The sequence below is a fragment of the Endozoicomonas atrinae genome, assembly GCF_001647025.1.
In the GTDB taxonomy this organism is placed as follows: domain Bacteria; phylum Pseudomonadota; class Gammaproteobacteria; order Pseudomonadales; family Endozoicomonadaceae; genus Endozoicomonas; species Endozoicomonas atrinae.
Genome location: NZ_LUKQ02000056.1, coordinates 17279 through 29627 on the forward strand (window position 1 = coordinate 17279; position 12349 = coordinate 29627).

General features: G+C 49.0%; 10 protein-coding genes. 7 read left to right on the forward strand and 3 right to left on the reverse strand.

From position 1 onward, the window contains the following. Positions 1–8: 8 nt before the first annotated feature. Entirely contained in the window at positions 9–1373 is a 1365-nt protein-coding gene (locus AK963_RS10225; protein WP_066015348.1) for an ethanolamine ammonia-lyase subunit EutB, read from the reverse strand. 508 nt (positions 1374–1881) lie between these two features. Here AK963_RS10225 and AK963_RS10235 point away from each other — a divergent pair. Beyond that, positions 1882–2664, forward strand: coding sequence for a substrate-binding periplasmic protein (locus AK963_RS10235; protein WP_066015350.1), 783 nt, complete (start codon positions 1882–1884; stop codon positions 2662–2664). 117 nt (positions 2665–2781) lie between these two features. Here the strand turns inward: AK963_RS10235 and AK963_RS10240 are convergent, their stop codons facing one another. Both AK963_RS10240 and AK963_RS10245 read right to left on the reverse strand, forming a co-directional pair. After that, complete coding sequence (locus AK963_RS10240) at positions 2782–3345, reverse strand: DUF4136 domain-containing protein (protein ID WP_066015351.1); 564 nt, start codon at positions 3343–3345, stop codon at positions 2782–2784. Positions 3346–3661: 316 nt separating this feature from the next. Next, on the reverse strand, positions 3662–4096 hold the full coding sequence (locus tag AK963_RS10245) for a host attachment protein (protein ID WP_066015352.1): 435 nt from the start codon (positions 4094–4096) through the stop codon (positions 3662–3664). Between the two features lie 703 nt (positions 4097–4799). Here AK963_RS10245 and AK963_RS10250 point away from each other — a divergent pair. From AK963_RS10250 to AK963_RS10275, 6 genes are all read left to right on the forward strand, one after another. Further along, complete coding sequence (locus AK963_RS10250; RefSeq protein WP_066015353.1) at positions 4800–6416, forward strand: peptide ABC transporter substrate-binding protein; 1617 nt, start codon at positions 4800–4802, stop codon at positions 6414–6416. A 249-nt stretch (positions 6417–6665) separates the two neighbouring features. Then, the gene (gene oppB / locus AK963_RS10255) at positions 6666–7592 is read left to right on the forward strand and encodes an oligopeptide ABC transporter permease OppB (RefSeq protein WP_066015354.1); all 927 of its coding nucleotides are present in this window, start codon (positions 6666–6668) and stop codon (positions 7590–7592) included. Further along, a complete protein-coding gene (locus AK963_RS10260) occupies positions 7589–8515 on the forward strand; it encodes an ABC transporter permease subunit (RefSeq protein WP_238593686.1) in 927 nt (308 codons plus the stop codon). Before oppB ends, AK963_RS10260 begins: the two co-directional genes overlap by 4 nt. A gap of 4 nt (positions 8516–8519) precedes the next feature. Next, complete coding sequence (locus AK963_RS10265) at positions 8520–9533, forward strand: ABC transporter ATP-binding protein (protein ID WP_066015355.1); 1014 nt, start codon at positions 8520–8522, stop codon at positions 9531–9533. Beyond that, positions 9530–10540: an ABC transporter ATP-binding protein gene (locus tag AK963_RS10270; RefSeq protein WP_066015356.1), complete on the forward strand. Its 1011-nt coding sequence runs from the start codon at positions 9530–9532 to the stop codon at positions 10538–10540. Before AK963_RS10265 ends, AK963_RS10270 begins: the two co-directional genes overlap by 4 nt. A 115-nt stretch (positions 10541–10655) precedes the next feature. Further along, a complete protein-coding gene (locus tag AK963_RS10275) occupies positions 10656–12134 on the forward strand; it encodes a leucyl aminopeptidase (RefSeq protein ID WP_274520510.1) in 1479 nt (492 codons plus the stop codon). The last annotated feature ends 215 nt before the right edge of the window (positions 12135–12349 follow it).

Sequence of the window (12349 nt, forward strand, 5' to 3'; positions counted from 1 at the left end):
AGCCCTCATTACTTCAGGAAAATAGAAGCGTCGCCTGCTTTCGCAGTCAGACGGCCATTTTCCATAATGCCCATACGCTCACACCAGGCTTCGAATTCTGGAATCGGGCGCTTATTGAATAGCTCACGCATGGTGGCCACATCGTGATAACCGCTGGTCTGGTACATCAGCATGATGTCGTCACCGGCAGGAATACCCATGAAGTAGGTACAGCCAGCAGCAGTCAGCAGTGTCATCAGGGATTCGTTATCGTTCTGGTCGGTCTTCATGTGGTTGGTATAACAAACGTCTACACCCATTGGCAGACCGTGCAGCTTGCCCATGAAGTGATCTTCAAGACCGGCACGGATAACCTGCTTACCGTCGTACAGGTACTCAGGACCGATAAAACCAACTACGGTATTGACCAGGAATGGCTTGTAGCGACGGGCAAAACCGTAGCACCGGGCTTCCATGGTGACCTGATCTGCGCCGTGGTGAGCATCAGAAGACAGTTCAGAACCCTGACCGGTTTCGAAGTACATAACGTTAGGGCCAGTACAGGTACCCTGCTTGAGCATCATGTCGTTGGCTTCTGCCAGATGACCGGCATTAAAACCAAAGGCTTCGTTACCTTTCTGAGACCCGGCTATAGACTGGAAGATCATGTCGGCAGGCGCACCGCGCTCAACCGCTTCCATCTGTGACAGTACATGGGCCAGTACGCAGTTCTGGGTCGGGATCTCAAACTTCTGCTTGATCTCTTCGAACTGGTGCAGACAGCGATAGATACTGTCAGTGGTATCATCTACTGGGTTCAGACCAATAACCGCGTCGCCAATACCGTAGGAAAGACCTTCCAGCGTAGAGATACGGATACCGTCTACGTTATCAGTGGTGTGGTTAGGCTGAAGACGGGCGGCCAGAGTGCCACGACGACCAATGGTTGTATTACAGGTGGCAAGCACATCCATCTTGCTCGCTGCGTAAATCAGGTCGCCATTGGTCATTAGCTTGGCAACGGCAGCGATCATTTCCGAGGTCAGACCACGACTGATGCGACGGATATCACTACTCTGGGCTTCATAAGAAAGCAGCCATTCGCGCAGTTCACCGACAGACCAGTTTTTAATTTCGTTGTAGATGGTTTCGTTGACATCATCCTGAATAATCCGTGTAACTTCGTCGTCTTCATAAGGAACGACCGGATTATTGCGGAGATCAGACAGCAACATTCGGGACAGGACGTCCTTAGCCGCTACCATCTCAGTAATTGATTCGGCGGCTATGCCCGCCAGTACGTCGCCAGAACGCTTTTCGTTGGCCTTGGCGAGTACTTCTTTAATGCTGGAAAAGCTGTATACCTTTCCAAACAGTTTGGTTTTAAGAAGCATGAGGAGCCTGTGCCTCGAGTTTGAATGAGTTAGCGCAGCAAGGCTACCCAAATGAGCACGAGACCGGCTTGATATGTGTCAGCGAGCACCCATCAATAAAAAGTGACGCAAATCAATAAAATCGGAGCACAGATATCCGTTTTTTGCAGCTGAAGAACATAAATGATCAGGATCAAATTCCAACAGACAAAACAGCATCAATAAATGGTAAAAAACATGACCTGCATCAAATTACAGAAGTAAAAAGTCCGAACCCGCCTGCTGGTATTTTTCTAGAGGCAGTATCTGTCCACAACGATTATGATCATCAATGTCATGTAAAGGAAAATTATGTTTGAAGAAACAATGACATCTGCACCATGTCAATAACTGCCGAAAAAAACCATACATTCATCACTGATTGCCTGACAATTTATTGCACGATAGTTTTTAATTAAGTATATATCCGACTCTCAGAACTTTACCCAAATCTCGCGATAACAATAAAGCCCAATGGAGCTTCGGAAGTATGTTTAAGCGACTATCGTCCTTTACTCGCCCACTTTTTTTATCCGCTCTGGTTTTGATAGCAGGATTCTCCGCTAACGACACCATGGCAACTACCTCACTTGAGAACTTCAAACTGACCGTTCTCACTGAAAACTACCCTCCTTTTAATATGAGCATTGCCGACAAGAACTTTGCCAGGGATGCCGAGATTGATGGTATTGCCACGGATATCGTTCGTGAAATGCTCAGCCGTGCAGATGTCGATTACACCATGACCCTGAGATTTCCATGGAGCAAAGTGTATGGACTGGCGGTGAACGGTAAAGACTTTGCCGTCTTCTCAACAGCGCGGCTGCCAGAACGTGAAGACAAGTTCAAATGGGTTGGGCCTCTCATTGAGAACAAGTACAAGGTATTTGCTCTTGCCAACAGCAAAATTTCCATCAAGAGCTTAAATGATCTCAACAAGTACAAGGTGGCGAGTGTGAAAGGCCATGCTGTTACCAGCCTGCTGAAGAAAGAAAGCATCCAGTTTGAAGAGAGCCTCAAAGAAGACGCCAATGCCCGCAAACTGGCTCGAGGCCAGATTGACCTCTGGGTTACCGGAGAATTCAGTGGTTACTATTATGCCCAGAAAGAAAGCATTCCAACCATCAAACCAGTTTTTGAAGTTGGTTCTACCAATGACTATCTGGCTCTCAACCCTTCTGTCCCAGATGAAGTAGTCAAACGTTTGCAATCCGCCCTGGATACCATGAACAGTGACGGTACCGTTGAAGAAATTTTCAGCGCTTATCGTTAATCAGAGATCCATAAGAGAGACACAGAAACACAAAGATTGAACCAAGCACGCTTTGCGTTTCTGTACTTTTTCTCTCAGGGCTATTTGTGGTTAAACCAGATACATCGATTATTGCTGCTAATTCTGCGGGATGTAGTTAACAGGTGGCGGGAATTTTTCCAGAAGACTGTTAACCGACTTTGTAATGTACTCTCTCTGCTCTTCGGGTGACATATCCGACGTCAGTCGTTGACTGGCAATACCCTGCCAGATCACATGATTATTGGCAGGGTCAATAACATTCAACGTCAGGCGTCCTACCTCATAACTGTTTACCACAACTTCAGAGGGCCAGTTGGTCATCATCCATGGGTAAGGGCCATAGTAGAAGCCATTGTTATATGAAGTACCCTCCAGTTTGGACTTTTCTGTAAAGCCCCAGCTCAGCCACATGCCTGCCTGTTGAGCGGGTACTTCCTGCAGCCCTTTTGCAGCCAGATCCTGTGAAACCTGCAAGTGAACTCGTTGAGCCATCAGGCTCATGATCCGGTTATCCTTATCCCTTCCTGGCTGGAACCATGCCCATGTTGTCATGGATGGCCAGTTAATCTGATGGTTGTAGTCCCAGCTCACTTCAGGCTTGGCGGCACAACCTGTCAGGAGAACAGTTAACAGAACAAACGGGATAAGGTACTGCCTCATTTCACGCTCCTGATAAACAACAATCTGGTATTGAATCGATGCTAGTCGACCGTTAAATGACCCTTATCGTAATAAGCGGGGTCATGCCAGTGCTTGGTGATATGCGCTTTACGTTTCTCAAGACAATGGTGCAATTTACTCAAATACTCTTGCTTATCGTGTTCTGAAAGGCCTTCATCATCTTTTGCTTCCAGCCAGGCACTTTCTGCCTCTTGAAACTCAATATCCAGCTCTTCCAGTTCTCTATACCGATATCATAACAACCCCGACTATAAATAAAAACCCACCAGCACTGAGCACTCAAATCATCAGGCACTTAATGGAGCTCGGTAAGACGCTCAAGTAACTGCTCTGAGCTCTCATGAACCAGGTCTTTATTGATGTGATCTCCCAATGGCACATGTTTCTCTACCAGAGGCAGTATTTCACCCAGTAGTTTTGGAGGCGCACAAACACGCAGGGTCTCAAACTGGTGCAGGTCATGGGCATGGTTAATTGACTTGGCCAGCATATGGGCGAAGTTGACAGACTCATTGACTTTGGGCGAGTTATCCGTGCCCACCATACGGACATTACCGCCAATGGATGATGTGACCGAATGACCGGGACCTGCCGTCACAAACTCATGCTTTTTCCATCGGCCTTCTTCATGATCAATATGGTCAACCAGATCAAGTTCTCTCTTATGTCGGTCAAAACGATAGACCTTGGCTTGGCTGTTATCAGCAACCAGTACCCAGGATGATGCCATGAGTATGCACCTCTAAACGGCTCGCGAAGTACGATAACTGTCCAAAGATAGTTCAATGGTTCAAGAATTGCCTGTTTTTACGCCAGTATTGGGTACACAAAGAGGCATCTCTCTTTTCTGACCTCCATTCTCGCAACCTCACATTTTATTGATCTGTGCCAATAAGTTTTTATGGGAAAGGTGATTTTATGAATTGCACGCTTTTTGCCTGAAGTTTTTTCCAGAAAAAGAATGCGTACTTTCGTGCGCTTCCAAAAACCATGAGCGAAGAAGCAAAGCGCTCTTCATTGCCGATGAGCTCTTTACTTCATGTTGTAAAAAGCCGTGGTGGCCGATGCCTTTCCAAACCGGAATATGCTGCCTGATCAGTACCCGTGACTCAGCATGGGCCCGTTTTCGCCTGCTTACCGGCAGTCATGAAAACAATAATTATAAGCAATTGCACACAATGCTTTTGCACAAGAAGAATGACCACTACAAATAAATAGTCTTGGAGCCTGTCGGACTGAAGCGTCCGTAGCGAGGATCGCGAAAAATTAAGGATAAAAATATCGGATTCTGAGGAGAATAGCGGGCTATTTGACGATGAAGCAGACATTTTTATACCAATTTATCGCATCCGCAGCAGGACAGTCCTTCAGTTCGACAGGCTCCTGATGCTCACCTTCTATTTGAGCCTGAGACCAATAAATAAGGGGAAGTCATGTCTGTAAAAATGACACCGTTCAAGCACCTTAAAGCGGGTATGCTTGCGGTATCCATTGCTGTATCCGGCGCATTCTTCACTGCTCCAGACAATGTGGCAAAGGCCGCAGGTACTCTGACCTTTGGTAATATGGGTGAGCCTGCTTCGCTTGATCCTCACTTTATTTCCGGCGTCTGGGAAAGTCGTATTGTTGGCAATATGTTCCTGGGGCTTACCACCGAAGCAGCGGATGGTTCAATCGTTCCCGGTGCAGCCGAAAGCTGGACAGTGTCTGACGATGGCCTTGTATATACCTTTAAACTGCGCGATCACACCTGGTCTGATGGTAAGCCGGTTACCGCTCATGACTTCTATTACGCCTTTCAACGTATCCTTGCCCCAGAAACGGCTTCTGGCTATTCCTACCTGCTGTACACCATCAAAAATGCGCAGGACGTGAACACCGGCAAAGCTGGGCCTGATGCTCTTGGCGTAAAAGTTCTGGATGACAAGACACTGCAAGTCACCCTGGAAGGTCCTGCCCCCTACTTTGTTGCTCAGCTGGTTCACTACACAGCCTATCCGGTTCCGTCCCATAAAATTAAGGAACTGGGTAAAGAGTGGGCAAAAAACAAGGGAGCTGTGAGCAATGGCGCCTACACTCTTGAAGAGTGGACACCTAATGCCCAGATTCGGCTGGTTAAAAACCCGAAATTCTACGATGCTGAAAACGTATCCATTGATGAATTGATCTTTTATCCACAGGAAGACCGTTCTGCGGTTCTTAAACGCGTTCGTGCCGGTGAAGTGGATATTCAGACAGACTTTGCATCCTCTGATTTGAAGTGGCTTGAGAAGAATATGCCAGAGTATATTCGCATCGCCCCTTATCTCGGTGTTTATTATTACCCCCTTAACACCAGCGATGAGATCCTGAAAGACCCTCGTGTCCGGAAGGCTCTGGCCATGTCCATTGACCGTGAGATCCTGACCGACAAAGTGTTAAGAACCGGTGAAGTACCTGCCTATGGTTTTGTACCTCCTGGTACTGGAACTTACGGCCAGCCATCAGAGGTTCCATGGAAAGGCCTGTCTAAAGACGAGCGCATTGCCGAAGCCCGTAAACTGATGGAGCAGGCCGGTTACAGTAAATCCAACCCGCCTACTCTGCGCCTGAGCTATAACACCTCAGAAAACCACAAGAAGGTTGCTATTGCCATAGCCGCCATGTGGAAAAAAGCCCTGGGTGTTAAAACCGAGCTGTACAATTCTGAAGTCAAGGTTCACTACGCCAGTCTTAAGACACGTGACTTTCAGGTAGCCCGGGCTGGCTGGATTGCCGACTATAACGACCCTCAGAACTTCCTGAATCTGATGGAAGCCCGCAACCTGTCCAAAAACTACAGTAACTTCAATAACGATCAGTACAACACGCTGATGAAAAAGGCGGAAATTGAGGTGGATATGGAAAAGCGTGATGAGTACATGCGCGAAGCAGAAGCCATTGCCATGGCTGAGCTGCCCAATATCCCACTCTATTACTACGTCTCCAAGAACTTGGTAAACCCAAGGGTGAAAGGCTGGATTGATAACCCTGCCGATGTTCACCACGCGCGCTATCTGACCGTGGACTAAATCGGGGGAGAGATAGAACCACGATACCCGAAGGCACAAGCTCTCAATTTACTTGTGCCTTCGTGCGACCACCATAGATATTCGAAGCGTCGATCATGCCGGAGCATTAATCGACTCTCTGTGGTTCACATCTTGTCTGCCAATTACGACAACCGCTTCAAACCTGAAACTACTGAATAAATCATGCACCAGGGTTGGCCATGATTCATAACAGGGAGGGAGTCCTTTAAGGAAAGAGCGCCGTTTTCCATGTTCACCTATATAACCAAACGTCTGCTCGCAGCCATTCCGACGCTGTTGATCATTATTACCATCGCATTCTTTATGATGCGCATTGCACCGGGTGGCCCGTTTGATGCAGAACGACAATTGCCTCCTGAAATTGAAGCCAATATTCTGAAAGCCTACGATCTTGATAAACCTCTTTATCAACAGTATTTCATATACGTAGGTAACCTCCTTCGTTTTGATTTTGGTCCCTCCTACAAGTTCCGTGATTTCAGCGTTACCGAGCTGATTCTCACCGGTTTACCGGCCAGTATGCAGATTGGCGGCATGGCCATTTTAATTGCTGCGCTTATTGGTATCAGCCTGGGAACACTGGCAGCACTCTATCAGAACCAGAAAACAGACTATGCCATCATGGGTGTTGCCATGACCGGTATTGCTATTCCGAACTTCGTTGTAGCCCCCATACTGTCCCTGATTTTTGGTGTTTACCTGTCCTGGCTGCCTGTCGCAGGTTGGGGAGACGGCTCTGCCAGAAATCTGGTGCTACCGGTAATATCTCTGGCATTGCCTCAGATCGCCTACATTGCCCGCCTGACCCGTGGTTCCATGGTCGAAGTCCTGCATTCAAACTACATTCGGACCGCCCGGGCCAAAGGACTTCGTGAGCGCCTAGTGGTCATACGCCATGCCATCAAAGGTGCTCTTCTTCCGGTTGTCTCCTACCTGGGGCCAGCGGCGGCGGCCGTCACGACAGGTTCTGTGGTTATTGAATCCATATACGACATTCCTGGTGTAGGTCGCTACTTTGTGAATGCCGCATTGAACCGCGACTACCCATTGGTGATGGGCGTCGTCATCTTTTACGCGACACTGATCATCATCATGAACCTGATTGTGGACGTGATTTATAGCTTCCTTGATCCAAAACTGAGGGTGAATGGATGAGCCTTTTAGCCAAGCCCAATGACAGAATGGCGGCGGTTCTCGACCAGCAGCAAAACGTGGACATGGAAGAAGTCGCTGGCCGTTCACTCTGGCAGGATGCCCGTATCCGACTGATGCGCAATAAGGCCGCGGTTGTCTCCATGGTAATTCTTGCCATGATTACTATGATGGCAATTTTCGCCCCCTGGCTTTCCTCTCACCCATTTGATGAGGTGTACTGGGACTTTATTCAGGTTGCTCCCAACGTTGCGGAAGGTTTCTGGTTTGGTACCGATGAAAATGGCCGGGACCTGTTCGTCCGTACCCTTTATGGCGCCAGAGTCTCCCTGATGGTCGGACTCGTCGCTACAACGGTATCACTGATTATCGGGGTCACCTATGGTGCCTTTGCCGGCTATATGGGAGGCCGGGTCGACAACCTGATGATGCGGTTTGTGGATATCCTCTACTCCCTGCCTTTCATGTTTTTTGTCATCATTCTGATGGTTATTTTTGGCCGTCATATCTTCCTGATTTTTGTCGCCCTGGGTGCCGTTGAATGGCTTACGATGGCTCGTATCGTCCGCGGGCAGACCATGGCCATCAAGAAAAAGGAGTTTATTGAGGCAGCACACGCCAGCGGTGTCTCAACGGCCAGAATCATCTTCCGTCATATTGTCCCCAACATCCTCGGCCCCGTTATCGTCTATATGACCCTGACCATTCCACAGGTCATTCTCACAGAAAGTTTTCTCTCTTTTCTCGGGCTTGGCGTTCAGGAGCCTCTGACCAGCTGGGGCGTATTGATTTCAGAAGGTGCCAAAGTCATGGAAAGCGCTCCCTGGATGCTGGCTTTTCCTGCCACGTTCCTGGCAGTCACCCTGTTCTGTTTTAACTTTATTGGCGACGGTCTGCGTGATGCACTGGACCCCAAGGATCGATAACACCATGAGCATCATTCTTGACGTACAAAACCTGAATACCCGCTTTGATACACCGGAAGGTGAAGTTTCTGCAGCGAATAACATCAACTTCACACTGAAAAAGGGGCAGAGCCTCGGAGTCGTTGGTGAGTCCGGTTCAGGAAAAACCCAGATATTCATGGCCATCATGGGGCTACTGGCAAAGAATGGCAGAACCTCCGGACAGGCCATCTTTAAAGGGCAGAACCTGCTGGAACTTCCAGTAGCAGAATTGAACAAGGTTCGAGGTGTATCACTGTCCATGATCTTTCAGGATCCGATGACTTCATTAAATCCTTACTTGAAAGTTTCACGACAAATGACTGAAGTATTGATTGAGCATCGCAGCATGGGCAAGAAAGAAGCCCTTGAACGCTCAATCCGCATGCTTGAGCTGGTGGGCATTCCCGAGGCGCGAAAGCGGGTACACATGTATCCCCATGAGTTTTCCGGAGGTATGCGCCAGCGGGTCATGATAGCCATTGCCCTGCTCTGTGAACCCGACCTGCTGATTGCGGATGAACCCACAACAGCACTGGATGTGACGATTCAGGCTCAGATTCTGGATCTGCTCCATAACCTGAAAGAAGAGATGGGCATGTCCATTGTCATGATTACCCACGACCTGGGGGTTATTGCCGGTATGTGTGACCAGGTCATTGTCATGTATGGCGGGCGGGTAGTCGAAACCGGTACTGTTCATGAAATCTTCAATGATGCCAGACACCCTTACACCCAGGGGCTGCTCCAATCCATGCCCAGGATTGATGGTGACCACAGTGAAGACCTCTATGCCATACCGGGCCAGCCGCCCAATCTTCAGGCTCTGCCCAGTGGCTGCGCTTTCCAGCCACGCTGCCAGCTTGCTAGTGACCAGTGTCGCAGAGAGCAGCCAGGCTCCATCACATTTGTCAGTGAACGCAGTGTCGCCTGCCACAGAGTGACTGAGATCATTGAGCTTAACCAGGAAGAGACTGTGAACAGGGAGGTGGCACTATGAGCGAGCCCATTCTCAAGGTAGATGATCTCAAGGTGCACTTTCCGGTTGACGTAGGCACCTTCTTCTCAAAGAAGGCAACACTGAAAGCAGTCGATGGCGTCAGTTTCGAACTGCATGAGGGAGAAACGCTGTCGGTGGTAGGAGAGTCCGGCTGTGGTAAATCCACCCTGGGTCGTGCTGTGCTGCAGCTGTTGCACAATACGGAAGGCCAGGTGGTCTGGATGGGGGAAAACATCACGGGGTACCCGGTCAAGGCCATGAGACCACTGCGCAGTGAGATGCAGATCATCTTTCAGGATCCTCTGGCCAGCCTGGATCCCCGCATGACCATTGGTGAAATTATTGCAGAGCCTCTGGTCACCCATAACCCGGAGATCCCAAAAGATCAGGTGAAAGCCCGGGTCAGAGAGATGATGGATATCGTTGGCCTTTTACCAAGAATGATCAACCGGTATCCCCATGAGTTTTCCGGTGGACAATGTCAGCGTATCGGCATTGCCCGAGCGATGATCCTACGACCAAAAGTCATTGTCTGTGATGAGCCTGTATCCGCTCTTGATGTCTCCATTCAGGCACAGATCATCAACCTGCTGGGCGAGCTACAGGAGACGTTTGGTCTTTCTCTGTTGTTCATCAGCCATGACCTTTCGATCGTGAGACATATCAGCCATCGGGTCATGGTTCTCTACCTTGGCAATGTCATGGAGCTGGCTGAGAAAGACGCGCTTTATAACGCTCCCCGCCACCCTTATACCCAGGCGCTGATTTCGGCAGTGCCAGTGCCTGACCCAGACAAGGAAGCCCATAAAAAACGGATTGTACTTAAGGGTGATCTACCGTCGCCTATCAATCCGCCGTCTGGCTGTGTCTTCAGAACGCGCTGCTTGTATGCGGACCATCAGTGTGAGCAGGAAAAGCCACCATTAACAACACTGAATGAACCAACAGCAAAGGGTAACCATCAGGTAGCCTGCCATAAGCAGGCTGAGATTAACTCTCTCGATTGATGACTTTGAACCACAGAGACAGACAAGCGCTACGTTTCAACTCTTTATCAAACAGTGCCGACGGTCTCTGGGGGAAATAACAAGCTGGAGTGATCCGGCAATATTACATTTACAGGTGTCATTCATGCACATTTCATTTACTGACCCGACCATCCCTGCCAGTGGAACCGTTGCAGCAGGTATTTATGCCGGGGGAGAACTGTCCTCGGCAGCAAAGGAGCTGGATAGACTCAGCAATGGATCCATCAGCCGAGCTCTGAAAGCCGATCGTTTCAACGGAGACGCAGAACAGTTGCTGAATATGATCGCACCAGCCAACACAGAGCTGGAGCGTATCATCCTGTTTGGTCTGGGCGATAAAAATAACCCATCACTTCTTGCCACTGAAAATGCGGGCGGCCTTTTTGCGGTGAAAGCGGCCAACCTCTCCATCAATGCAGCGACCATTCTGCTGGATAGTGATAAGCAAGCAGCCCACTTTGCTTATGGTGCGATGCTGGGAGGATACCGCTTTGACAAGTATCGAACCAAAGAGCAATCACCTTCTGCTCTCACCGAAATGATCATGGGGTCAGAGAAGCCGGAACAGGCTGAAAAATGTTTCCGCCCTCTGCTTGCTGTTGCCGAAGGCGTTTACATTACCCGGGATCTGATCTGGGAGCCCGCAAATGTTATGGACCCGGAATCCTACGCTCATTTTTGCAGGTCTCTGACCTCCGAAGGGCTCGAGGTGGAGATACTCGGTGAAGAAGCCATGAGGGAACTGGGCATGGGTGCCCTTCTGGGTGTTGGTCAGGGATCCGATAAAGAGAGCCAGCTGGTGATCCTGAAACATAACGGTGCCGGTAGCCGTGAAGCACCTATTGCCTTTATCGGTAAAGGTGTCACCTTTGATACCGGTGGCCTGTCCCTGAAAGCCTCCGCGACCATGGAAACCATGAAGCAGGATATGGGTGGTGCAGCGACCGTTACCGGTTTGATGATTGCTCTGGCCAAGCGCAAAGCCAAGGTCAATGCAGTGGGTGTTCTAGGTCTGGTAGAAAATATGCCGGACAGCAAGGCTCAACGCCCAAGCGATGTCGTAAAAACCATGTCTGGGCAGACGGTAGAAGTCATGAACACCGATGCGGAAGGTCGTCTGGTATTGTGTGATGCCCTTACTTATACCCAGCGCCATCTAAAACCAAAAGCCATGATTGACCTCGCTACCTTAACCAGTGCCATTGCCATCGCCCTGGGTGAAGAAATTGCGGGTGTCTTTTCCAACAATGATGAGCTGGTTGCGAAGGTAGCCGCGGCTGGAGATGAGGTATCAGAACCTGTCTGGCGAATGCCCATGGGCAGTTACTTCAGTAAACGACTGAGCAGTGATATTGCCGATATGCGCAATAACGGCAATAAACCGAGACTGGGAGGCTCAGGTGTTGCTGCACAGTTTCTACACAACTTTATTGAGAATGATACGCCATGGGTTCATATGGATATTGCCGGTACCGCATGGACAGATGAAGCATTTCCAACCAAGCCCAAAGGCGCCACTGCATTTGGTGTGAGGTTGCTGGATCGGATGGTTCAGGATTATTTTGAGAAATAATTGCTTAGCAATTCATAATATAAATACGCTCCATATCGGGGCGTATTTTCATTTCAAGGTAGATCAATATATTTTATTAGCTCTACCCGGGAATGTAATTTAAATTGTGTAAACGCTTGTCGTTAATACTCCAAAATGGAGAATAACAATGAGCGTTGAAATCAACGAAAAACTGGTAGATCAAATAGCCAGTCAGATTAAAACTCAGGATGATC